The 25325-nt window shown below is 53.0% G+C and carries 19 protein-coding genes; 2 read left to right on the top strand and 17 right to left on the bottom strand.

Annotated elements, in window-relative coordinates:
* From CLFS41_RS15205 to CLFS41_RS15185, 5 genes are all read right to left on the bottom strand, one after another.
* Positions 1 to 1524 (bottom strand): ABC transporter ATP-binding protein, encoded by a 1524-nt coding sequence (locus tag CLFS41_RS15205; RefSeq protein ID WP_045092765.1) that lies wholly within the window; start codon positions 1522 to 1524, stop codon positions 1 to 3.
* Positions 1524 to 2006, bottom strand: coding sequence for a nucleoside 2-deoxyribosyltransferase (locus CLFS41_RS15200; RefSeq protein WP_007861340.1), 483 nt, complete (start codon positions 2004 to 2006; stop codon positions 1524 to 1526). Before CLFS41_RS15200 ends, CLFS41_RS15205 begins: the two co-directional genes overlap by 1 nt.
* A 68-nt stretch (positions 2007 to 2074) precedes the next feature.
* On the bottom strand, positions 2075 to 3049 hold the full coding sequence (locus tag CLFS41_RS15195; RefSeq protein WP_045092764.1) for a nucleoside hydrolase: 975 nt from the start codon (positions 3047 to 3049) through the stop codon (positions 2075 to 2077).
* Between the two features lie 20 nt (positions 3050 to 3069).
* A complete protein-coding gene (locus tag CLFS41_RS15190) occupies positions 3070 to 4575 on the bottom strand; it encodes a YjjI family glycine radical enzyme (RefSeq protein WP_045092763.1) in 1506 nt (501 codons plus the stop codon).
* A gap of 11 nt (positions 4576 to 4586) precedes the next feature.
* Complete coding sequence (locus CLFS41_RS15185; RefSeq protein ID WP_045092762.1) at positions 4587 to 5618, bottom strand: LacI family DNA-binding transcriptional regulator; 1032 nt, start codon at positions 5616 to 5618, stop codon at positions 4587 to 4589.
* Positions 5619 to 6119: 501 nt separating this feature from the next.
* Here CLFS41_RS15185 and CLFS41_RS15180 point away from each other — a divergent pair.
* The gene (locus CLFS41_RS15180; RefSeq protein WP_045092761.1) at positions 6120 to 7346 is read left to right on the top strand and encodes a M23 family metallopeptidase; all 1227 of its coding nucleotides are present in this window, start codon (positions 6120 to 6122) and stop codon (positions 7344 to 7346) included.
* 18 nt (positions 7347 to 7364) lie between these two features.
* Here CLFS41_RS15180 and CLFS41_RS15175 read toward each other — a convergent pair whose 3' ends face one another.
* From CLFS41_RS15175 to CLFS41_RS15155, 5 genes are read right to left on the bottom strand one after another with little or no spacing between them, the layout of a single operon-like run.
* A complete protein-coding gene (locus CLFS41_RS15175) occupies positions 7365 to 8792 on the bottom strand; it encodes a four-carbon acid sugar kinase family protein (RefSeq protein ID WP_045092760.1) in 1428 nt (475 codons plus the stop codon).
* An 11-nt stretch (positions 8793 to 8803) separates the two neighbouring features.
* On the bottom strand, positions 8804 to 10303 hold the full coding sequence (locus CLFS41_RS15170) for a tripartite tricarboxylate transporter permease (RefSeq protein WP_007861346.1): 1500 nt from the start codon (positions 10301 to 10303) through the stop codon (positions 8804 to 8806).
* 11 nt (positions 10304 to 10314) lie between these two features.
* Positions 10315 to 10791 carry a tripartite tricarboxylate transporter TctB family protein gene (locus tag CLFS41_RS15165; RefSeq protein ID WP_007861347.1) on the bottom strand — a complete coding sequence of 159 codons (477 nt, stop codon included), beginning with the start codon at positions 10789 to 10791 and terminating at the stop codon, positions 10315 to 10317.
* 18 nt (positions 10792 to 10809) lie between these two features.
* A complete protein-coding gene (locus CLFS41_RS15160) occupies positions 10810 to 11961 on the bottom strand; it encodes a tripartite tricarboxylate transporter substrate binding protein (RefSeq protein ID WP_045092759.1) in 1152 nt (383 codons plus the stop codon).
* Between the two features lie 42 nt (positions 11962 to 12003).
* Complete coding sequence (locus CLFS41_RS15155; RefSeq protein ID WP_045092758.1) at positions 12004 to 12798, bottom strand: aldolase/citrate lyase family protein; 795 nt, start codon at positions 12796 to 12798, stop codon at positions 12004 to 12006.
* Between the two features lie 317 nt (positions 12799 to 13115).
* Here CLFS41_RS15155 and CLFS41_RS15150 point away from each other — a divergent pair, with 317 nt between their 5' ends.
* Complete coding sequence (locus CLFS41_RS15150) at positions 13116 to 15074, top strand: sigma-54-dependent Fis family transcriptional regulator (protein ID WP_045092757.1); 1959 nt, start codon at positions 13116 to 13118, stop codon at positions 15072 to 15074.
* A 117-nt stretch (positions 15075 to 15191) separates the two neighbouring features.
* Here the strand turns inward: CLFS41_RS15150 and CLFS41_RS15145 are convergent, their stop codons facing one another.
* The 7 genes from CLFS41_RS15145 to CLFS41_RS15115 all read right to left on the bottom strand — a co-directional run bounded on the left by CLFS41_RS15145 (position 15192) and on the right by CLFS41_RS15115 (position 25072).
* The gene (locus CLFS41_RS15145; RefSeq protein ID WP_045092756.1) at positions 15192 to 16430 is read right to left on the bottom strand and encodes a DUF1015 family protein; all 1239 of its coding nucleotides are present in this window, start codon (positions 16428 to 16430) and stop codon (positions 15192 to 15194) included.
* Between the two features lie 110 nt (positions 16431 to 16540).
* A complete protein-coding gene (locus CLFS41_RS15140) occupies positions 16541 to 17704 on the bottom strand; it encodes a phosphoglycerate dehydrogenase (RefSeq protein ID WP_007861358.1) in 1164 nt (387 codons plus the stop codon).
* 31 nt (positions 17705 to 17735) lie between these two features.
* Positions 17736 to 18827, bottom strand: coding sequence for a 3-phosphoserine/phosphohydroxythreonine transaminase (gene serC, locus CLFS41_RS15135; protein WP_007861360.1), 1092 nt, complete (start codon positions 18825 to 18827; stop codon positions 17736 to 17738).
* Positions 18828 to 19042: 215 nt separating this feature from the next.
* Entirely contained in the window at positions 19043 to 20725 is a 1683-nt protein-coding gene (ilvB, locus tag CLFS41_RS15130) for a biosynthetic-type acetolactate synthase large subunit (RefSeq protein WP_007861363.1), read from the bottom strand.
* Positions 20726 to 20763: 38 nt separating this feature from the next.
* Positions 20764 to 22428 carry a dihydroxy-acid dehydratase gene (ilvD, locus tag CLFS41_RS15125; protein ID WP_045092755.1) on the bottom strand — a complete coding sequence of 555 codons (1665 nt, stop codon included), beginning with the start codon at positions 22426 to 22428 and terminating at the stop codon, positions 20764 to 20766.
* Positions 22429 to 22542: 114 nt separating this feature from the next.
* Positions 22543 to 23628, bottom strand: coding sequence for a 3-isopropylmalate dehydrogenase (gene leuB, locus CLFS41_RS15120; protein ID WP_007861366.1), 1086 nt, complete (start codon positions 23626 to 23628; stop codon positions 22543 to 22545).
* A 160-nt stretch (positions 23629 to 23788) separates the two neighbouring features.
* The gene (locus tag CLFS41_RS15115; RefSeq protein ID WP_045092754.1) at positions 23789 to 25072 is read right to left on the bottom strand and encodes an HD domain-containing phosphohydrolase; all 1284 of its coding nucleotides are present in this window, start codon (positions 25070 to 25072) and stop codon (positions 23789 to 23791) included.
* Positions 25073 to 25325 lie beyond the last annotated feature (253 nt).

Here is a 25325-nt window from a genome sequence, read left to right as displayed (position 1 = left end):
TTATCCCAACCCTTCCTGTTTTTTAAGACCCAGCATATAAAGCCCCAGCTCCTGCTCGGTCACCTTCGGCGTGTTGCTAAGGGCTCCCACGATCTTCCCCTTGTGCATCACAAGGATACGGTCGCTGAGTGAGATCAGCTCATTCAGATCCGCTGAAGACAGCAGGATGGCTTTGTTATGGCTCCTCATCTCAAGGATTTTTGAATGGATAAAGGAAATCGCCCCCACGTCCACGCCCCTGGTGGGCTGGTTTAACACAAGCAGGTCGCTTGGCGCCATAAACTCCCTGGCCACAATGGCTTTCTGGATATTGCCTCCTGAAAGGCTGCCGATGGACTGGTTTTCATCCTTTGCCTTGACCATGAACTCATGGATCTGCTCCCTGCAGTGTTCCTTTACCTTGGCATTCTCCACCATGCCGAACTTATTGGCAAAGGTGTCAATGTTGGATACGATCAGGTTTTCCTGCAGGCTCATCTCAGGAGCACAGCCCTCGATCATACGGTCCTCAGGCACATGGGACATGCCGATCTTTCGGATATTGGTAACGGATTCATTGGTAATATCCTGTCCATTGAGGAAGATCCTTCCCTCCAGGGCCCGCATGTTGCCTGTGATAATGGAGATCAGCTCACTCTGCCCATTTCCCTCAACACCTGCAATACCTACGATCTCGCCTTTCCTTACCTCCATGCTTACCCCGGAAAGCTTGGGGATCTTAAACTTGTCCACGTACGTAAGGTTCTGGGCCTTCAGCACCACTTCCCCTGCCTCCACCCGGGCCTTATCATACTCAAAGGAGATTTCCCTTCCCACCATCAGGTTGGAGATATCCTCCTCGGACACATCCTTTGTAAGATACGTCCCCTTGGTGACGCCGCCCTTTAAAACAGTGATCCTGTCGCTGATGCGCTTCACTTCATTCAGCTTGTGGGATATGAAGATAATGGTCATCCCCCGCTCCTTAAGCTCCATCAGCCGCTCAAACAGCTCCTCTGTTTCCTGGGGTGTGAGCACGGCCGTGGGCTCATCCAGGATGATCAGCTTGGCACTGCGGTAGAGGATCTTAAGGATCTCCAGCTTCTGCTTCATTCCAACGCTCATGTCCCTGACTCTCCTGGATGCGTCAATTTCAAAATTATATTTTTGGGCCACCTCGTCCGTGATCAGGATGTCCCGTTTTTTGTTGGACACAAAACCGGTCTTTTCCAGCCCCAGCATCATGTTCTCCGCCCCTGTCAGGGAATCCACCAGCATAAAATGCTGGTGCACCATACCGATTCCGTGTTCAATGGCCTCCTTGCTGGACTGCAGCTTCAGCTCCTTGCCGTTTAAGTAGATGTGGCCTGAGGTAATGCCCTCCAGACCGTACAGCATTTTCATCAGCGTGCTCTTGCCTGCTCCGTTCTCCCCCACCAGTGCATGGATCTCACCCTCATCCACTGTAAAGTTCACATTGTGGTTGGCCAGCACGCCGCCTTCATAGATCTTTGTTACATCCTTTACTTCCAGCAAATGTCCCATCAGACTCTCCTTTCCGCCTGCTCCCGCTCCCGGATCTGCTCCAGGCAATGCTCCAGGTCTCCCGGAATGACCGTCATGCTGCATCCCAGCATCAGGTTCACCGGCATGTCAAAATCCTCCACCGTAAAACCCTGCTCATCTGTCCCGGCCCCGGTCTTCTCCATCATGGTCCGGCCATCCTCCAGATAGCCGTATATCTTTTTCCCAAGGGCATAGGCATATCCGATCTCAAAACAGGTTCCGCTGTCCGGCTCCCTGCCCCTGAAGGGATTCAGGTTGGCAACCACGTAATCGCTGCTGTCAATATAGTGGATATTCTTCAGGAAAACCTTCTCCCCAAGGGTCCTCCCCTCATTGGGGGCAGCCTTCTGCGCCTGCATCTCGAAGTCATACTTCCTGCACAGTTCCTGGTACTCAAAATACCGTTTTCCTTTCCAGTCCGGATAAAACACGTCAAACCCCGCCACATAGATACGGTCCATATGCACCTCCATCTGTCTGCTTTATTGTTTCGTCACCTTAATGTTCCGTCACTTTCACATTCCGCACCTTAATGTTCCCGGAGCAGTTCCTCCACTCTTCCAAAAAACTCCTTTGAAAATGCATCCACATCCACAAACACGGCCGCCTTCATCTCATAATCCCTGTCATTGCACCGCAGCACATTCTCTGTTGTTTTCCCTGCCTGGGGCCCCTGGGTAAAGCACATCATGTGCATGGGTATGGTGGTCAGGATCTCCGGATGGACGGCTGCCACTGCTGCCAGGGGATCGTGAAGCCCGCAGCCTCCCAGGTATGGGTGGAACTTCTCATATGCTCCCAGATAGTGTTTCAGGGCCTCGTAAAGGAACAGGGCGCTCCTGGTGCCGATCTGATGCCAGCGCTCATGGTCTTCAAAGCTTAACAGCGTCTTTCTGGTCACATCCAGTCCCACCAGCACCACCGGCAGCTTGGAATCCAGTACCTGGGCCGTGGCCGGGATATCCAGCCTGACGTTTGCCTCCACCAGCGCCTCCGTGTATGGACCCGTATTCCCGGGGGAAGCAATGGCCCCTCCCATGATATAGACAGCCCCTGCCTTTTCAGCTGTTTCCCGGTCCTTATCCAGCACCCTGGCAATATCCGTCAGGGGGCCGCTTGTGACCCAGTACAGTTCCTTCCCGTATGTCCTTATCATCCGAAGGATAAAGTCGGTGGCCTCCTCCGGTTTCGCCCCCGCATAATCCTCAGGAGAGCTGGGTCCCAGAATCCCTCCAAGGCCCTCGCACCCGTGGAACCGGCTTCCTCCGCTGTAGTCATTGGGGATTCCGCTTAAAGGGGTGTCGCTTCCCATCGCCACCGGAATATCCTCCCTGTCAAACAGTTTCAGCACGGCTTTTGTATTCCTGTACACATTTCCCACATGTCCCATGCCGTATGAGACAGTGATGCCCACTACCTCACACTCCTTTTGTGCCAAAAGGTAAGCAATAGCCAGGGCGTCATCGATCCCCGTGTCGCAGCTGTATAAAATCTTCTTTCCCATATCGTATACCCGGCTTTCTGTTAGTCTTTTTCCTGCGGTACCTGTCTCACGCTCCGCTCAAAAATGTGAAGTCCCCTGCTGGCTCCGCTTCCCAGCACCGTGGAATTGCCAAGGCAGGCCTCTCCTGCGTCAAACCGCTCTATATCCGAGCGCTTTACCAGATAACCGGTGACACGCACCACATCCGAACTGCTGGAGTAAAAGGAGAAATAGCGCATTCCCTCCCCAAAAGCCCCCTTGATAATGTCCAGTACCGCCATAGGGTTCTTCTTGGCTGTCTCCTCAAAGGGAAACAGCTCCCCAATCCCTGCCGCAAAATGCTTCTGGGTCAGGGCCGTGAATAAAAGCTGGTCATGGAGAGGCGGCTCCTCCCCCACAGGTATCCTGGTATTGGGGGTGACCCCAGTATCTGTTGCGATCCCCACCTGTCCATGCATTTCAAAGCGTCCGTACTTGGGCTTATATGCTTTGATCTGCTCATGCATCCGGTCCAGGATCAAAAGGGCAAATTCCTGCGCTTCCCTGCCATGCCCATACCGTTCCTCCGGTTTTTCAAGCTTCAGCACCGTGTTCACACACTCCGCCAGGCCTACCATTCCGAACATGCCCACAAACTTATCCCTGTGGATCAATCCCTCGGAGCAAAGGAAGGTATTTTCCAGGAATCTTCCCTGCTCCAAAATATATGTATCCCTTTTATCCATCTGCTCACACTGCGCTGCCACTGCGGCCGGAAGCAGGTGGTCCAGGAAATGTTCCCTGCTCTCAGCCACGTCCCCCAGCTTCTTCATGTTCAGCCGTCCAAGGGTCAGCCCCCCGCCCCCGATGGGCAGGGCGTTATAGCAGCTCACAATGGCATATTCCCTCCCCCAGTCCGCTGTGTACATGGCATCGTTCACAAAGCTGGGCTTTGCCGTAACCAGGCCGGTTTCAATGGCCTTGCAGGCAAATTCATCCGTGGTATGCTCATTGTAGATCAGGGACATATTGGGAACCGGGCGCTGCATCTGTGCCGACAGCTCCAGGATGATCCTGCCAGCCTTTGTGTCATAAGGCCCTATGTCCGCGTGGCAGAAGGAATCGCTGATGGTGCGGTCCACATGGGTCAGGAAGATCCTGATGGCATGGCGCGCCTCCTCCTCATCCTTTACAAAGGGATCCAGAAGCCTGTCGATATGGCCGATGTACACAGGCCCCGCGATCACCGAGGGCACATGGCGGTAAAGGATCAGCAGATTTGACACCGCATCCCATATATCCCCGGGCGGATCCAGCATCAGGAACCTGCTTCCCTGCCTCATAAACGTATCATAGTCAGGGAGCACATATCTGGGACGGTACGGTGCATTTCCCTCTCCCATATCAAACACAATATCCCTGTCCGCAAACCACTGGGCCTCCCTGCTAAGAGGCACGGGATCCGGCGTGTTCTCAGCCGCTCCGGCCAGGGCGGTCAGCCTCTGAGGGTACGTCAGCTTTGGATCTGCCAAAATTCCTTTGATGATCTCTTCGATTCCCTGTGTCATAAATATTCCTCCTATGAGACGGCCTGCACATCCTGCAGCTTCTCACTGCCGCGGATGATCAGCCGGGTCTGCAGCAGGATCTCCCTGCGGCGCCTTTTTGTGTCGGGACTTGCCATGCGTTCTGTGAGAAGGTCGTATGCGATCTCCCCCATCTCCTTCATGGGCCTGTCCATCACTGTAATTTCATATCCAAGGGTGCCCAGAAGGGAAATGTCATCAAATCCCACCAATCCTATATCCCTTCCCATCTGCAGGCTGTGCTCATTCAGATACCGGATGCAGCCCAGGGTGGCGGAACTGCAGGTGACCAGCACCGCTGTGGGAGGATCGGGAAGTCCCAGCAGATTTTCACATGCCTGATATCCGCTCTTCTCATCAAAATCCCCGGGATAAATATATTCATCCTCCATCTCCATGCCGTAATCCTTCAGGCACTGGACATAACCGTCCAGCCTTGTCTTTCCTTTTTTCACCACTTCGGGACAGGTGACGATCCCGATCTTTCTGTGGCCTGATTCGATCAGGAGTTTGACTCCCTCGTACACTACCTTCTTATTATCAATGAGTACGATATCCAGATCACTATTATGTAAATCCCTGTCAATGAGCACCACCGGTATCCCCGAATCCTCCGCTCCTGCAAGCAGCTCCTCCGTCCGCTCGTCCGGATCCAGAACGGGCAGAAGCAGGATCCCCATGACACGGTGCTCAATGGCCTGGGCAATGGCTTTACACTCCTTGTCCCTGTCCTCCGAGGTGTTATAAAACAGGATGCTGTATCCCTGCTGCTCGGCCCGGGATTCTATGGCATCCAGGACATTGGCGAAAAACGGATTGAGCCTGTTGGACATGATCACGGCGATCATGGATGTATTGCTGCGGGTCAGGCTTCTTGCCACAGCATTGGGACGGTAACCATTCTCCTGGATCAGATTCTCTATCTTCTGTCTGGTCTCTTCCTTTACATAGCCTTTGTTGTTCAGCACACGTGAAACCGTTGCAACAGAAACACCTGCCAGTTTTGCAATATCAGATATTGTCATATCAGCCTCTACCCCCTTTTTTAATAATCCAAACTATATTAGCGGTTATATATGTTACCGGTTACATATTTTATATCTTACAGCTTCCCCGCAAAACCTGAAGCCGGTTTTCCGCAAGGAAAAATATTCCCCCTCCTTCAAATAACAATGATATTTCGTTATTCTTGTTGAAATCCCAAACATGCCCCTCCCACGCGGACAAACACGGTTTTACTGTATTTCCCCAATGGGTTTTGCTGTATTTTCCATACTTTTCTTTGAATTTAGGTAAGCGGTTACATGTTTTTCACCATGATTTTAGCATATTCTATCTATCAAATCAATAGCATTTATGCATTTTGCACACTTTTTTACTGTAATCGGGACTTTTTTTCATCTTATGTTCATCTTCCCCCGCACTCCCAAAGAATTGATGCGCGGAATCATAATCCGGCCCGGACAAACATAAGATTAACATAGAGCCCCAATATTCCGGGAACCCTTGTCAGGAGGCGGTATATCATGAAACTTATCCATATGCTCAGGAAGCATTTGCATATCAGTACAAAAACGGTGATTTACGGTGAAATGCTGGCCTTAAGCCTGCTGTGTCTGAGTATCTTCCTTTACAGGACAGACTCCGGCCAGGCAGTGATGAGCCAGGCGGCCAGATTGGCCAGAACCGTCAATCCCCTGGAAGACACCAACGGCCCGGGCCAGGAGAAACAGGAGGAAAAGAAAAAAGAATATATCAAATGGGTGGATTTTGCCGTAACCTCGGAAGCCATGAACCAGGCGTTCCGCTATGATGTGGATACCTGCCAGGCTGAAATCCATTTAAACTGGGTGGATCTGCTTGCCTACCTGGGTGCAAGATACGGGGGTGACTTCAGCAAATATAAGCCGGAGCACATGAAGACCGTGGCGGAAAAGCTGAAAACCGGCGAGACCACCATGGCGGACCTGACAAAAGACATGAAATATTATACATATTACAGGGATGCCTACGGCGCGGTGCTGGACGGGATGGTGGGCCAGTTCCAGGCCGAGATCCCTGCCAGCGAAGCGCCTGCCGCCTATCTTCCCTCCGGCGTGGCCGGGGGAGCTCCCGGCGATCCTGCCACCGTATGGGTGACCAAATATGGGCTGAAAGCATTTTCCCCTATTGCCAAAGGATTTCCTTACAGTGATTTTGATGACTTTGGGGTGGCCAGAAGCTACGGCTTCAAGCGCCAGCACCTGGGCCACGATATGATGGGACAGGTGGGAACTCCCGTCATCGCAGTGGAATCAGGTTATGTGGAGGCCATCGGATGGAACCAGTACGGCGGCTGGCGGCTGGGCATCCGCAGTTTTGACCACAAGCGGTACTATTATTACGCCCACCTCCGTAAAAACTATCCCTATCAGTCCGGTCTGAAGGAAGGGTCCGTGGTGCAGGCCGGGGATGTGGTTGGTTACCTGGGCCGCACCGGCTACAGCCGCACGGAAAACACCAACAATATCAATGAGCCCCATCTTCATTTTGGCCTGGAACTGATCTTTGACGAATCCCAGAAGGAGAGCAACAACGAAATCTGGGTCAGCTGCTATGAGCTGGTAAAATTCCTGAACATGAACCGGTGTGAGACGGTGAAGGTGGAAGGGACCAAGGAATGGAAACGCATCTACCAGACCAAGGACCCCACTGTTCCGGCCACGCCGTCAGAGGCAGCGCCTCCGGCTCCATCCGCCCCGCCCCAGGAGTAGGGTTCCTACCTCCCCTCATCAGGACCAGGGCTCCATCAGAACCTGAAGAACGTCCCGCAGCGTATGATCCTCCCCCACATTTCCCGGAAAGATGACATAGGGAATGTGGGGGAACCTGCTTTCCGGACCGGTCCTCCACACCGGGATTCCGGGGCGGACCTGTCCCTGCACCCAGGCCCTTTTTACTCCCAGGGCTTTGGTGCCGATATCGCTGGATGTGATCCCTCCTTTTGCCACAATAAAAGCCGGTGGTTCCTGAACACGCCCCACCAGCTGCTGTACCGCTTCTGAAATCTTAACAGACCGCTCCAGGGCCTGTTCTCCCGTATCCCCTTTTACGGACAGCAGACGCCGCTTTGTATACACGACAGCGGTGATCCCCTGTCTGATACATGCTTCCTCCCGCCTTACCACGGACGCGATCTCCTCCTCCATGGCGGCCGGGTCCAGCACTTGATCCGAATCAAACTCCATCAGGCGGATATTTGGCAGTTCCCTCAGACATTCCAGCTGGGCTGTGGTTTTGCGAGTATGGGAGCCGACCACCACCAGCCCTCCCCCCATCCTCCCCTTAGGGACCAGTTCCCGGCCGGTGAGAAATCCTCTGTCCTCCACTGCTGCAAACTCCTTTACAAATCCCGCGGCGGTGCTGAACAGAAAACGCTTTCCCTTTGCCATTGCGCGGTACAGTGCAATACAGAACACCTTGATCTCCAGGGAGGTCAGTGCGTTTACCACCACCTTGTCAAATCCCCCGGCATTCATAAGCATCTGCTCCACGCCGTCTATATCCACGGACCGCAGCTGCTGCGCGGATATGCATATCACATCCTCTTTCTTATCGGTTCCCCCGGTCTTTTCTTCTATATATTCCCTCAGATCCGAAGAACGGTAACCAAAGGTCTTATCGTTTGCAAATTCCGTTTCACCCGCAGGAACCAGCCATTCCCCCTCTTTTACATAGTGGACATTGTCCATGGTAAATCTGCCTCCCTCGGCAAAAAAGGGGCAGATCACTTCCCCGTGTATCTCCTCTCCCATCTGCTCCCCAAGGGTCTCCCTCAGTGTTTGGGTTTCCAGGGGAAAATGGCCCCGCAAAGTCGAATCTCCCCTGTTTACAACGGCAAACGCAATACCCAGCTCCTTTGACACCGCTGCCAGCCTGCGCCCGATCTCACCATGGGCCCGTATGGTCTGGGGTCTGGAAAAACTTCTTGAATTTGTCAGGATAAAAAACATCTTCCCCGGTTCCAGGAATCCCTGCCGGATCCTCTCATAACTCCAGTCCGTGTATACCGGCACATCATGGACGGTCTGGATTCCGGTTGGATCGTCATCCAGGACCACGATCTTATGACCGTCCTTTTCCGCCTCCTCCTTTAGGAGAAGTTGGATGGCCCGTGGATCCAGGCCATCCTTCCATTGCAGATCACTATATTTTAGCATCCGGTCCTCCTCTATACAGTTGATGTCTCACGCTGCTTTTTCCTGTCCTTTATCTCGCTTCTCACAGACAGGACCACCATGACCGCGGTAAGGATAAAAAATACCAGAGCTATGGGTGATGTCAGGATGGGAAGGAAACTGCCTTCCGTGCGCATCAGGGACCGCCTTACATTTTCCTCCAAAAGAGGCGCCAGTATGAATCCCACCACCATGGGAGCCAGCGGATACTCCCATCGCTTGAGCACATACCCCACAAGCCCGAATATCACCATGACCAGTATATCAAACACACGGTTGTTTGCAGAGAATGAACCCACAAAGCAGCAGGCGATCACCACGGGCAGCAGATAAGAGCCGGGAATGCTGAGGACCTTTGCAAACAGCGGAAGCCCCAAAAGCTCAGACACCATCATCACAATGTTTGCTATGATAAATGCCGCAAACAGTGCATATACCAGGTCCGCGCTTGTCTTAAACAACAGGGGCCCTGGTGTGATGCTGTGTATCTGGAATCCCGCAAGCACCATGGATGTGGCGTTATCCCCCGGGATCCCCAGGGTCAGAAGAACGATCAGCGCGCCTCCGATGGTGGCATTGTTAGCCGTCTCCGAAGCCACGATCCCGTCCATGACCCCTGTCCCGAACTTTTCCGGGTACTTGGACCGCTTTTTGCAAAAAGCATAGGCCAGAAGGTTGGAAGCATTTCCCCCGATTCCGGGAAGGATTCCCACAGACAATCCGATAAAAGCAGCAGGAATGGCATTTCTCAGCTGGTACACAAATTCCTTCAGGCTCAGTCCAAATCCCTTTACCCTGGCGGATGGCGCGCGCTGAATGGACGATGGCCCCTTGGCGGCGGTTTCAATGATCTGGGACACTGCAAAGGTACCGATCAAAAGCGGGACCAGGTTAAACCCTGCCGCCAGGCTGGAGATCCCTCCCGTGTACCTGGTGTAGGAGCTGAGACGGTCAATTCCCACAAAGGAAAAGGCAATGCCCAGAAGACAGGATAAAAGCCCTTTGTTGATATTTCCCGCGGAAAGGCCCGACACAGTGGTCAGGGCAAAGAGTATGACCGCAAAATACTCATAGGGTCCGAATTTTAATGCCACCCCCGCAATCACCGGCCCCAGATAGGTCAGTATAAGGGCGCTGAATATCCCTCCCACAAAGGAGAAAACAATCGCAGTGCCCAGGGCCTTGCCGGCCTCCCCTCTCTGTGCCATGGGATAGCCGTCAAAACAGGTGGCAATGGATGAGGGCGTGCCCGGTATTCCCAGCAGAATGGCTGAGATCAAGCCTCCTGAAAGCCCTCCCACATAGATAGATATAAGAAACGCAATACCGTTGACCGGCTCCATGCCAAAGGTGATGGGCAAAAACAGGGCCAGGGCCGTAAAGGCCGAGAGTCCCGGAATGGCGCCGAAAACGATCCCGGCAACCACTCCCCCGATAATAAGAGACAGAGTAACAGGATGGAACACTGCCATAAAACCTTGAATAAGCTGCATTTTCCTCCTCCTTATCCTAATAATCCAGTGGGAAGGAATATACTGAATGCACGGTAGAACAGCTCGTAGATCAATATGGGCGTGACAACCGAGACTGCTGCGGTGACCAGTATACCTTTCCCGGATCTCAGACGTTTCTCAGGCAGAAGCAGAAGGATCTGCGCCAGGAGGTAGACCGCTGTCATGATGATAAAGCCTACCGTCTGAACCAATAGTGCGTATGCAAAGAGGATCCCTATGGTGGCAGCGGCCCTTATGTTAAAGCCGCTCCTTTCCCCTGATCCCTGTTCCTTCCTTTCCTTTTTCAGGCCGGATGCCACCTGAGCCACTGCCAGAATCCCCATACATATGGCAACGGTTCTTGGAAAGAACTGGGGACCCATGGCATCGTTTGTGGTGACCACAATGGCGTAAGAGCCTGCATACAGAGCAACTGCAATGAGAAAAAATATCACGCCTGATCCTATTTCCTTTTTGTTATGTGACATTTTACCCCCTTCTCCACCTTACTTGCTGCTGGTGGATAAAAATTCGTCCTTATATGGCACCAGTGTATCCTGGTAGAACTGGTCGGCGTAATCCTGGGCGTCCTTTTTGGCAATGTATCTGACGGTCAGGTAATTATCCTCCATGGTCTTTACAAATTCAGGATCCTCTGTCACCTGCTCCAAGGCGTCTGACAGGATATCCACCACCTCATCCGGGGTATCGGGGTGTACCCCCAGCCAGAACCACTTACTGCAATCAATGTCCTTTAATCCGTATTCGGAAGGCAGGGGCACATCTGCAAGCAGTTCATTCTTTTCACTTCCCAGCAGGCAAAGGGCCTGGAATTCCCCTGTTGCAAAATAATCCTTTGCAAGGGCATAGGCAAGAACGGCCGTATCGGTCTGCTGTCCCAGCAGCGCTGTCATCTTGGCCGCATTGTTTCCAATATCCATTGGTTTGAACTGCGCTCCCCACTCCTGATTCATGGCGATTCCGTATACCTGGTTTGCCGCGCCGATCTTCATGCCGTACTCAATAGTACCCGGGGCTGCCTGGGTGCGTTCCACCACATCCTTTATACTCTCATAACCGGACGCCTTATTGGCTACCAGAACCGTGGTATTGTCAAACAGCGGAATGCCTACTGTCTTAAAACTGTCAATGGTAATGTCTGTTGTGCCCATCATATTGGGGATATAAGCGTCCAGACCATTGATCACCATGGTATACCCATCCGGCTCCCCGTCCAGGACCTGCTGCATTCCCAGAATAGTGGCCCCTCCTTCCACATTGGTGACAACCACATTCACATCCAGGTATTTTGAAAGGTACTGCGCGATCACACGTGTGTTATAATCCGTATCCCCTCCCGCCTTCACAGGGCAGATGATCTGAATGGGCTTTTTAGGAAAATCCGTCTGTCCTTTGTCCTCCGCGCCTTCCTTGACCGCACCTGCACCATCCGCCTTCCCGGCTCCGGCTGCCTCCGTCCCCGCAGCATCCTTGTCCGCCGTATCCTTGCCCGCCGTATCCGCTTTTTGGGCCGAACCTTCATTGGACGCGGCCTTTGTTTCAGCCGCCTTTGTGCCGGCAGGCTTGCTTCCCGCACACCCTGCCATGGATACTGCCATTACTGCTGCCAACGTAACTGCCATGATTCTTTTTTTCATATTCCCAATCTCCTTCTCCTTGTGTTTTACCTACGGTCACGGTCATCTCTGGGGATACATTTCTTTGAACTGCTCCACCTGATCCAGGGCAACCTTTCCCAGCGTGGTGGTGTCTGACATCATGATCACCATACTGTATCCCTTTTCATACAGCTTCTTTGCCTCCTCAAAACTCCCTGCCACGGTTGCCAGGAATTTATCGGATCCCAGGACCACTGCCTCCACTTTGCGAATCGCCTCCTGAACCTCCTCATCCTTGGGATTGCAGAAATGTCCAAAGGAAGTGGCCAGGTCCATGGGACCGATAAAGATCCCATCCAGTCCATTGGTCTTAACAATTTCCTCAATGTGGTCCACCGCCGTCTTTGTCTCCACCGCCACCAGCACATCCAGCTCCTCATTGGCATAATCCAGATAATCCCTCTGGTTCATCCCATATCCTCCGGCCCTGGGACTGGGAGCAATGCCCCTGATCCCCTCCAGCGGGTACTTGCAGGCGCTTACCGCCCTGGCTGCTTCCTCAGCGCTGTTGACATAAGGGACCAGAATCCCGCTGACGCCGGCATCCAGGATCCGCTTAATGGTTACAAAATCATTCCAGGGCGCCCTTACAAAGGGTACCACATCATAATGGGATACGGCCTGCAGCTGGCCGATCAGATCCATGATCCCCCCGGGCCCGTGCTCCATGTCCACCATCAGTATGTCAAATCCGGCCTTAGCCATGATCTCAGCCGTTATGGGGCTGGCTGCCTGCAGCCAGGCGGCTGACAGCTTTTTCTTTTCCGCCAAAAGGCGCTTGGCCCTGTTGCGGAATACCTCTCCTCTTCTCAGCATTGATATCCTCCTTATGATTCCTTCTGCCGGGTACGTGCAGCAGCCTTTGTCCCGGCATTTTATACTGATTATAAAAGCAAATTCCATGCCAAGATGCTGATCTCTCCGAAAGCCCGGATTTTTTGTGGATCTTATCTAAAAATACTTAAGTATTTTTAGTACTAATACCAGCTGTTACCTCCCCCTCCTTTTGTCCTCATTTCCACTATGTTTTATTTTGATGCACCATTTTGTTTCTTATAAAACATATTGTTCTATTTTCCTCCGGGTTATGGTACCATTAGGGTATACCTGACAAGAAAGAAGGAAGATGATCCATGGTAAAGATAGCCCTTGTAGTACCCTGTGAAAATTTTATCGCCCACGCCTCCCAAATCCTCAGCCAGCACAACCGTTTCCATGAACAGGAGGATTCGGAAACCTATGTCATGGACGAGATCATTATGAATAACTCCAATGCCGGACATACAAAGATCGATGCCGACATCATCCTCACCCGGGGGCTTTTGGCCCAGATTCTGGCCAACCTTCCCGGTGACATCCCTGTGGTCCAGATCTCCGTTCCCACCGCGGATATCCTGAGGACGATCCGCAAATGCACCCGGCTCTACGGTCAGAAGCAGATCGGCATTATTGCCGCAGGCAATATGCTGGCAGGGATCACCGGCCTGTCCGACCTGTGCGATGTCCCCATTAAAACCTACCTCCTCTCCCCCAACTGGAACAACGAAGCCCTGGCAGACCAGGCGATCCGGGAGGGCTGCCAGGTGATCCTGGGAGGTCTTAATACCTGCCGATACGCGCAGATGATCCACGTGCCCAACATGCTCATAGAAACCAGCGAGGAGGCATTTTGGGACGCCCTTTCCTCGGCCAAGCGCGCTTTGCATATATTCCGCAAGGAGCAAGAAAAGTCCATGCGCCTTCAGACCATACTGGATATTTCCCATGACGGGATCATTTTCATAGACCCTTCCAGGCGGGTCACCACTGCAAACAAAAAAGCCCAGTCCATCTTCGGGCTGGACAAGGACTGCCTGGGAAAACGCATCATTGACATCCCCTTCCCTTTGGAGCTTAAAAACCTGCTGTCCGACAACAATGAATACGCCAACAAGATCCTGCAGTACAACCGCACCCTGCTGAGCATCAGCAAAACATTTGTAAAAACCCAGACATTTTTGTCAGGGTCCATTGTGAACATCCAGCTGGTCAATGAGATCCAGTGGCTGGAAGGTGATATCCGCAAGCAGCTCCATCAAAAGGGCCTTGTGGCAAAGCTCACCTTCTCCGATATGATCGGGTCCTCTCCGTCCATGGCCTCTGTTATAAAGACCGCAAAAAAATACAGCCGCACCAACTCCAATATCCTTCTCATCGGAGAGAGCGGCACCGGAAAGGAGGTGCTGGCCCAGAGCATCCACAACGCCAGCCCCCGCAGCCTCTGCCCCTTTGTGGCGGTCAACTGCGCCGCCATTCCCGATACCCTGCTGGAAAGCGAGCTTTTTGGCTATGTTCCCGGGGCATTTACCGGCGCACAAAAAAGCGGCAAGACCGGTCTCTTTGAGCTGGCCCATACCGGCACCATTTTCCTGGATGAGATCGGTGAGATTCCTCTCCCCCTTCAGGCCAAGCTTCTAAGGGTACTTCAGGAGAGGGAGATCATGCGGGTGGGCGGCGATTCCGTGATCCATGTGGATATCCGCATCATTGCCGCCACCAACAAAAATCTGGAAAACCTGGTCAAGGACCACCTGTTCCGTGAGGATCTGTTCTACCGTCTGGACGTGCTGAGGATCACCATACCGCCCTTAAACCAGCGCCGGGAGGACATCCCCTTGCTGGCAGCTGATTACATGGGAAAAAATTTCCCCGGTATCCGGATGGCGCCGGAGGTGGTGCAGTTCCTCTCACAGGCTGACTGGACCGGCAATGTCCGGCATCTGTTTAACATCTGCGAGCGCATGGCTGTCCTGTGCAGCGATTATTATGTGGACCTGGAATGTGCCAAACTGGCATTTCCCGAATGCCACTCCGCATCCGGGCCATCCGCGCCGGATCTATCCGCACCATCCGCCGGGCCTTCCACCACCGGGCCTTCCAGCGCCGGGCCTTCCACCGCCGAGACCTCCACCGCCGCCCACCGGGCAGAGGAGAGCCGGATCCTTGAAGCCCTGGCCTTCTGCCGTTTCAACAAGGGACAGGCAGCTTCCATGCTGGGAATGAGCCGCTCCACCCTGTGGAGAAAGATGAAGGAATACCATATAGAAGGATAAACAGCAGAAAAATCCCCTTCTGAGGCAGGCCCGTCTCAATGCGCCCGCCTGTCAGAAGGGGATTTTTCCAGCATAACAGTTCATTTATGCAAACTCATATGCAGTTTTGTTCCAGTCTCATGACAGTCTGTGGATAAACAGCCCGCTCCTTAGCTTCGGCTCAAACCAGGTCGACTTGGGAGGCATAAGAAGCCCTGCGTCCGCAACACTGAGTAGTTCGCTGATGGAGGTGGGATACATGGAAAATGCCACCTTCATATCCTCATGGCACCTGCGCCCCAGTTCCCCCAGCCCCCTGATGCCTCCGATAAAGTCCACGCGCTTATCCGTGCGCGGATCGCCTATGCCCAAAACAGGTTCCAGCAGCTGGTTCTGGAGAATGGACACGTCCAGCCCCTCCACGGGATCACTGCTTAAGCCCTGGGGCCTGACCTTAAGGGAGTACCAGGAATCCTCCAGGAACATTCCAAAGACACCCTTTTCTTTTGGGGCAAATGCCTCTGCACCCAGTTCCTTTACCTCAAACCGCTCAGCCACAGCCTTTAAAAAGCCGTTCCGGTCCATTCCATTCAGATCTTTTACCACACGGTTATAAGGCAGTATCATCAGTTCCTCATCCGGGAACAGCACGGTCAGGAAATAGTTAAAGGGCTCCTCCCCCGTATACCCGGGATCTGCTTCCCGCCTTTTAAGCCCTACCTTCACAGCGGAAGCAGCCCTGTGGTGCCCGTCCGCAATGTAAGTGGCAGGGATCTGCTCAAACGCGCGGCCCACGGCTGCAACCTGCTCCCTGTCCCCGATGATCCATACCCGGTGCCCGATCCCATCCTCTGTCACAAAATCATAGACAGGCTGCTCTTTTTTTACCCCTTCCACAATCCCCTTAACCGTATTATCCTGTCTGTAAGCCAGGAAAATAGGGCCTGTGTGGGCATTGGTGGTATCCACATGGCGGATGCGGTCGATCTCTTTATCCTCCCGTGTATTTTCGTGCTTTTTGATGACGCCCTTTAAATAATCATCAATGGAACAGCAGGCCACCACTCCGGTCTGGCTGCGGCCATCCATGGTCAGCTCATACAGATAATAATTTTCCTGGGGATCCGTCACATAGACCCCCTCTTCGATCTGCCTGTCCAGGATCTCCCTGGCCTTGTCATACACCCTGTCGTCATATGTATCCACATCATCAGGAAACTGGGTCTCGGCCCTGTCAATATTTAAAAAAGAAAGGGGGTTCCCCTTTACCGCTTCCAGGGCCTCTTTCCTGTTATACACATCATAGGGCAGGGCCGCCACCCTGTCAGCCTTGCCCGCCTGGGGCCTGACACACACAAACGGTCTCACAATCGCCATATTCTCTCTCCTTCTCTTAAGCTCATCCGCTTCACAGACCAATTAAGGCCCCACAGCAGGTTGCCCAGCCATGAAGGCCCTAATCACATTACCCTCAGTGGGTAGATCCATTATTTGACCACGCGCACCCTCAGGACACCCTTGATGGCTCTCAGCTTTTCAATGGTGGCCTCCTCGGCCTTGTGCTCCAGATCCAGCAGCGTGTATGCGTACTTATCCCGGCTCTTGTTGGTCATATCAGAGATATTCACGCCCTGGCCTGCCAGTGTACCTGTTACCTGTCCGATCATATTGGGGATATTCATATGCAGGACAGCCACCCGGCTCTCTGTCTGGCAGATTCCCATGTCACAGGAAGGATAGTTCACGGAATTCTTGATATTTCCGTTCTCCAGGTAATCGGTCATCTCCTTTACGGCCATCACCGCACAGTTATCCTCAGACTCCTGGGTGGAAGCGCCCAAATGGGGCATCAGGATGACATTCTTCATATTGGCCACCTTGGGGTTCGGGAAGTCGCTTACATAGTAGCGGACCTTTCCCTCCTCCAGGGCAGCAGCCATATCGTCATCATTTACCAGGGTATCCCTGGAGAAGTTAAGGATCACAACCCCGTCCTTCATCATGGCCAGCTTTTCCCTGTTGATCATGCCCTTGGTGGAATCCAGCAGGGGCACATGGATGGTTATGTAATCACATTCCTGGAAAATGGTATCCACATTGGTAATATGCTTTACATTCCTGGACAATCTCCACGCGGCGTTCACGGAAATATAGGGGTCATATCCATAGACCTCCATCCCCAGATGGGTGGCTGCATTGGCAACCTCCGCACCAATGGCGCCCAGGCCCACAACGCCCAGCTTCTTGCCCTTGATCTCGCATCCGGCAAAAGCCTTTTTGCTCTTCTCCGTATCCTTTGTAATATTGTCATCCTCGGCATTGGCCTTGCACCACTCAATGCCGCCCACAATATCCCTTGAAGCCACCAGCATACCTGCGATCACCAGCTCCTTCACGCCGTTGGCGTTGGCGCCCGGGGTGTTAAATACAACAATGCCCGCCTCTGCGCATGCATCCAGGGGAATGTTGTTCACTCCCGCGCCGGCACGGCCCACGGCCAGAAGACATTCCGGAAAATCCATATCGTGCATGGAAGCGCTGCGCACCAGGATGCCGTCAGCCTCAGCCGCATCCTTGGTCAGCTCATAATCAGCAGGGAACAGATCAGTGCCACATTTGGCAATTGGATTTAAGCAATGAATCTTTTTCATAATTATCATTCTCCTCTACATCAGCGCTGCTTTAGAGCATGTCGCTGTGCTTTTCCTCAAAATCAGCCATAAATGCAACCAGCTTCTCAACGCCTTCCATGGGCATTGCATTATAGATGCTGGCCCGCATTCCGCCCACGGTCCTGTGTCCCTTCAGGTTCTCAAAGCCGGCAGCCTTGGATTCCTTTACAAACAGGGCGTCCAGTTCGTCATTCCCCGTGACAAAGGGCACATTCATAAGGGAGCGGTCCTTCTTTTCCACGGTCCCCTTAAACATCCTGCTCTGGTCCAGGAAATCATACAGGATCTCAGCCTTTTTCTCATTGTATTCCTTCATGGCTTCCAGACCGCCCTTGGCCTTCAGCCATTTAAACACCTTGCCGCACATATAGATGCCGTAGGTGGGCGGTGTATTGTACAGGGACTCAGCGTCCACATGGGTCTTGTAGCGGAGCATGGTAGGGGTTCCCTCAAGCACGTCCTCAGACACCAGGTCCTCCCTTACGATCACGATCACGGTTCCGGCAGGTCCCACATTCTTCTGGGCGCCGGCAAAAATAAGGCCGTACTTTGTCACATCCACGGGCTCGGACAGGAAACAGGAGGACTGGTCCGCCACCAGGATCTTCCCCTTGGTATTGGGCAGGGTCCAGAACTTGGTCCCGTAAATGGTGTTGTTCTCACAGATGTAAACATAATCAGCATCCTCTGATACGTCCAGGTCGGAACAGTCCGGAATGTAGCTGAAGGTCTTGTCAGCGCTGGAGGCAATGGCGTTGGCCCTGCCGTATATGCCGCCCTCCTGGTATGCCTTCTTGGCCCACTGTCCGGTCACAATGTAATCCGCCACCTTGTTCTTCATCAGGTTCATGGGCACCATGGCAAACTGCTGGGATGCGCCCCCCTGAAGGAACAGCACTTTGTAATTGTCCGGAATATGTAAAAGATCCCGCAGGTCTGATTCAGCATCTTTAATGATGGCGTCATAGGCCTTAGATCGATGGCTCATCTCCATCACTGACATTCCTGTCCCCCTGTAATCCAGCATCTCTGCTGCGGCTTCCTTCAGGACGTCCTCCGGCAATACAGCCGGTCCTGCTGAGAAATTGTAAACTCTGCTCATCTTGTTCTCCTCCTTAAATGGTTGTGGCTACTGCACATTTCCTCTTTAATATATATACACAGATGACTTCCACCTATGCAGACCCTTTTTAAGGATCCTCACAGAAGGAAGCCGTCTGACCGTATACATCATTGTACCTCTGTCCTCTACCCATGCACTTTACCAAGGTAATCTGATAACGTTTCCGAAGTATTAATGACTACTATACACTCTTTTTAATTAATTTTCAAGTCCGTATCGTCAAAAGCATCCGCAATGGGCGCACCCGGCGATACCATGGGGAACACCTTCTCATCGCAGCTGATCTGACAGTCAATGACAACAGGGACATTCAGGGAAATGGCCTCCCTGAGGGTGGGCTCCAGTTCTTCCTTCTGGGTCACCCTGTACGCCTTTGCTCCCATTGCCTCGGCAACCTTTATGAAATCCACCCCGTCATTAAGAATGGTCTGGGAGTAGCGCTTGCCGTAGAACAGGGTCTGCCACTGGCGGACCATGCCCAGCACATGGTTGTTTACGATCACTTCCACCACCGGAATGTTGTACCGGGTGGCTGTTGCGATCTCGTTCATATTCATGCGGAAACAGCCGTCACCCGCAATGTTGATGACCGTCTTGTCCCTGCACCCCATCTTGGCTCCGATGGCGGCGCCCAGGCCATATCCCATGGTCCCCAGGCCGCCGGAGGTGAGAAAGGTCCTTGGCTGGCGGTGGTTGTAATACTGGGCCGCCCACATCTGGTGCTGTCCCACCTCGGTGACGATCACGGCATCTCCCTGGGTCACCTCATTGATGGTCTGCACAATAAAGGGACCGGTGAGCGTGTTCTTGTCATAGCGCAAGGGGTACATATCCTTCATGCGTTCAATATGGGCGATCCACTCGTCATGGTTAATGGGATCCAGCCTGGCGTTCAGCTTGCGCAGGATCACCTTCACATCGCCGATGACGCTGGCATCCACCTTAATATTCTTATTGATCTCAGCCGGGTCGATATCCAGCTGAAGGATCTTGGCATTCCTTGCAAACTTGGACGCATTGCCTGTCACCCTGTCGCTGAACCTGGCGCCCACCACGATCAGCAGGTCGGCCTCTGTTATGCCGAAATTAGAAGTCTTTGTTCCATGCATGCCCACCATGCCTGTATACAGTTCATCACACCCGTCAAACGCCCCCTTGCCCATGAGACTGTCCGCCACCGGGGCCTGGATCTTGTGTGCAAATGCTCTCAGCTCATCTGACGCATTGGACAGCACCGCGCCGCCGCCCACAAAGATAAAGGGCTTTCTGGACTTGCGGATCATCTCCACGGCCCGCTCCATGTCCTCCTCTCGGATGGTATCGCTCTGGCGCACAATCTCTTCGGGAACCTCCTTCTCATACTCGCAGGCGGCAGCGGTCACATCCTTTGTGATATCCACCAGCACCGGACCCGGGCGTCCTGTCTGGGCAATGGTGAATGCCCTGCGGATCACTGTGGCCAGTCTTTTAACGTCTTTTACAATAAAATTATATTTGGTAATGGGCATGGTAACACCGGTGATATCGATCTCCTGGAAGCTGTCCTTGCCCAGAAGGCTGTTGGTCACATTACAGGTAATCGCCACCATGGGAACCGAATCCATGTATGCCGTGGCAATGCCTGTTACCAGGTTGGTGGCGCCAGGGCCTGAGGTGGCCATGCAGACCCCCACCTTGCCGGTGGCCCTTGCGTAGCCGTCTGCCGCATGGGATGCGCCCTGCTCATGGGATGTAAGGATATGGGTAATTTCATCCTGATGCTGGTACAATGCGTCATATATATTCAGGATCGCGCCACCGGGAAATCCAAACACGGTGTCCACTCCCTGTTCCTTTAAACACTCAACTACAATCTCTGCCCCCGTCAATTTGCTCATATTTACCGCACTCCTTTTCTCTTAATATATACCGGCCTCTACTTCACCTGCAGAACAGCCCCTTTGTCAGCGGATGTCACAAGGGAAGCGTACCTTGCCAGGTATCCTGTGGTAACCTGCGGGGTCCTTGGCTGCCATTTTGCCTTTCTTGCAGCCATCTCCTCCGGGTCAACCAGCACATTCAGCTGGTGATTGTCAATGTCAATGGAAATAATGTCCCCTTCTTCCACAAGCGCAATGGGGCCGCCCACAGCTGCCTCCGGTGCCGCATGGCCAATGGATGCGCCCCTGGATGCGCCGGAAAAACGTCCGTCCGTGATCAGTGCAACGCTTGAACCCAGTCCCATACCGGCGATAGCCGAGGTGGGATTGAGCATCTCTCTCATGCCCGGTCCTCCCTTTGGTCCTTCATAGCGGATCACAACCACATCCCCTGCCACGATCCTGCCGCCCTTAATGGCATCAATGGCATCCTCCTCGCAGTCAAATACCCTTGCAGGCCCTTCGTGCTTCAGCATCTCAGGAGCCACGGCGGAGCGCTTGACCACAGCGGAATTAGGAGCCAGATTTCCCTTTAAGATGGCAATGCCGCCCGTCTCGCTGTACGGATGTTCCACAGGGCGGATAACATCGGGATTCCTGTTCTCGCAGTCCTTGATGTTCTCTCCCACGGTCTTGCCCGTCACGGTCATGCAGTCCAGGTTCAGAAGACCCTTTTTGCTGATCTCGTTCATGACAGCGTAGATTCCTCCCGCTTCGTTCAGGTCTTCGATATAAGTAGGTCCGGCCGGCGCCAGATGGCACAGGTTCGGTGTCCTTGCGCTGATCTCATTGGCAATATCCACGTTCAGCTCCACGCCTGCCTCGTGGGCAACGGCCGGAAGGTGGAGCATGCTGTTGGTGGAGCAGCCCAGGGCCATATCCATGGTCAGCGCGTTCATAAACGCGTCCTTGGTCATGATATCCCTGGGTCGTATATTCTGCCTGTACATTTCCATGACCTGCATGCCTGCATGCTTGGCCAGCTTGATGCGCTCAGAATACACGGCCGGAATGGTGCCGTTTCCCTTAAGGCCCATTCCCAGGACCTCAGTCAGGCAGTTCATGCTGTTGGCAGTGTACATGCCGGAGCAGGAACCGCAGGTAGGACATGCCTTGTTCTCGTACTCCTTTACATCCTCCTCGGACATGGTGCCGGCCGCATAGGAGCCAACCGCCTCAAACATACTGGAAAGGCTGGTCTTATGGCCCTTCACATGTCCGGCCAGCATGGGTCCGCCGCTGACAAACACGGTGGGCACATTGATCCTGGCAGCGGCCATGAGAAGTCCCGGAACATTCTTGTCACAGTTGGGCACCATAACCAGGGCGTCAAACTGATGGGCCAGGGCCATGCACTCCGTGGAGTCCGCGATCAGGTCCCTGGTCACCAGGGAATACTTCATGCCGATATGCCCCATGGCAATGCCATCGCACACGGCAATGGCCGGAAACACCACCGGAGTACCGCCCGCCATGGCCACTCCCAGTTTTACCGCCTCCACGATCTTATCCAGGTTCATATGGCCCGGAACGATCTCATTATAGGAGCTGACAATACCCACCATGGGCTTTTTCATCTCTTCTTCCGTCATACCAAGGGCATTAAACAGGGACCTGTGGGGCGCCTGCTGCATTCCTGTCTTAACTGCATCACTTTTCATGTTGTATCCCCTTTCACTTATCTGAATTTACCTATCTAAGGTTTGAAACCGTCAATTTCTGCTGTTTCGGCCCGCTGATGCGATCCGCCTATCGGGTCTGCTGATGCGATCCGCCTATCTGATTCTTGCCGCGATCAGGTCCCCCATGGCAGCGGTTCCCACCTGGCTGCATCCCTCCGACATGATATCCCCTGTCCTGTAGCCCTCTGTGAGCACGGACTGTACTGCTGACTCTATGGCATCCGCCTCATGGTCCAGGTCAAAGGAATAGCGCAGAAGCATGGCAGCGGACAAAATGGTGGCAAGGGGATTGGCAATATCCTTGCCCGCAATGTCCGGGGCAGAACCGTGACTCGGCTCATAAAGGCCGAACTTGCTTTCATTCATGCTGGCGCTGGACAGCATTCCGATGGAACCGGTGATCATGCTGGCTTCATCGGAAAGGATGTCCCCAAACATGTTCTCCGTAAGGATCACGTCAAACTGGCCCGGGTTCATGACCAGCTGCATGGCACAGTTGTCAACCAGCATATGGGAGAGCTGTACCTCAGGATAATCCTCTGCCACTTCCTCCACCACCTTGCGCCATAACCTGGAGGAATCCAGCACATTGGCCTTATCCACGCTGGTCACTTTTTTTCTCCGCTTCATGGCAATATCAAAGGCCTTGACCGCGATACGCCGGATCTCCTTTTCATTGTATGTAAGGGTGTCTGTGGCTGTCATACAGCCGTCCACCTCTTTGGTCCACCTGTCTCCGAAATAAAGGCCGCCTGTGAGTTCCCTCATGATGACCATATCAAAGCCGTCCCCGATGATCTCCTTTTTCAGAGGGCAGGCGCCTGCCAGTTCCTTATAAAGATAAGCCGGGCGGATATTGGCAAACAGGCCCAGTCCCTTGCGGATCGCCAGAAGTCCTGCCTCGGGCCTGAGGTTCGGAGCCACGTCATACCATCTGGAGTTGCCCACATCCCCGCCTACTGCTCCCAGCAGGACCGCATCGCTGTTCCTGGCTGTCTCCAGCGCCTCATCTGTCAGCGGAACGCCGTGGGCGTCAATGGAGCATCCTCCCATAAGGATCTCCGTATAGTCAAAGGTGTGTCCGTAAACCATGCCCACCTGATCCATTACCTTTTTAGCTTCTCTTACGATCTCCGGTCCGATCCCATCCCCTGGAATCACAGTGACATTATAATTCATGATACATATCTCCCCTGTCTTCTATTCTTTGTAGTTATAGCTATCCGTAATAATATAATTTCCTTCCATCATATATCATTTAAAGCCGTATTTCAACCTTTCAGAATTATTTTCCACCTTGGCAAATATACAAGTTTGGAATTATTGACATAATCAAAAGTTATAGGGCTTTCATATACTCCCTCATTTCATGGGATAATTTCTTATACTGTTCCTGCATTTCCTGGTATTTTTCCAGGATCGGCCTTGTCCTGTTGCGCACTGAATCCATAATGGCATCATAATTCTCCACCATCACGGCAGCCACCCCCGGGTCAACCAGCCCCTTTTCAGCCATTTCAGAAACAATGGCGCTGGTTTTTTCCTTGGGGTACGCGTCCTTGTAGCTTCTGGTGCCTGTGAGGGCGCTTACAATGTCCGCCACCGCCACGATTCTCTGGGGCAGGTTTAACTGCCCCTCCTTAAGCCCCAAGGGGTACCCGGAGCCGTCCAGCTTTTCATGGTGGCGCAGGGCAATATCCCTCACCGCGTCAGAGACGCAGTCCTGAAGGATATACTCTGTCATTTTCACATGACCGCGCATCACATTCATGGCCTGTGGGCTTAAACGCCCGGGAAACTCCAATATTTCCACCGGGATCCCTATCTTCCCCAGATCGTGGAGCATAGCCCCAAAGATCACGTCATTGATGGTATCCGCCCGTTCGCAAAGGCGCAGGGCCAGCTCCGAACTGATGATGGTGGTGGTGATGGTGTGGGTTACGGTGTGGGTGCTTCTGAAATCAATGGCATAGACCAGCATCCGGAGAATGGACTGCTTTTCTCTGGAGGAAAAGGGAACCTCCTCCATGATCTGAATGTATTCATGTTCCAAAAAGAGCGAACTGCTGCCGGGCGCCACAAAATCCATGCCCTCAAACAGGTCGAGCACCTCCCCGCAGAAGTTTTGGTCCCTCTGGGTCCCAAGGTACTGTTTCAGCCAATCCACATCCCCGGCTGAATGTTCAAAATAAATATCGATCCTGTCCGCCAGGTGGAGAAGCTGGGATGCCTTTTTAATATGGTCCGGCACATGGTCCATCCGCCTCAGGACATTCCAGGGGGTGTGATGGTAGAGCACGATTCCGGACAGTTCCTTCAGCAATGAGAAATAATAAAAGAACAGATAGCCGTAAATGGAATGGTTCCAGACATTCTCTGTCTCGAATTCCACCATTTTGTCTATCTCCTCTGTCTTGTAAGCCCCGATGTCATGGAGCACGGCCAGGGTCAGCATGTCCCTCATCTTCCTTCCGTCATAGCCGCCGTCCGCTTTCATCAGCTGGTACATGATGGACGCCACCCGTTGTCCGTGGCCCATCAGTCTGGCATCCACCAGATCAAAGGCCCTCTTTGCCACACTTATGATCCCCCTGTTGCTCATTGGAAGCATATAATCATACATAAACGTTCTCCCTTTTCCGGCTGTGATAACATCCCAGCCCGGCCTTTAACCACTGCGGTTCGGCCGCCTTCCTGTATTCTGACATAAAATCCCTTTTTAATCAACCGGAAATGGGTCCGGACCGCAAAACATGGATTAAAAAATGCCGTACCAGGCAGTTTCATCCGCCTGTACAGCATTTTCTGGGCCCTGACATCACAGGGCAGTCTTTATTTTAGCGCCTGACGCCACTGGTCAGTTTTTATCATTAACT

Origin of the sequence: Clostridium sp. FS41 (assembly GCF_000954015.1) — a bacterium.
Taxonomy (GTDB): Bacteria; Bacillota; Clostridia; order Lachnospirales; family Lachnospiraceae; genus Enterocloster; species Enterocloster citroniae.
This window is presented reverse-complemented; position numbering and strand designations above follow the sequence as displayed.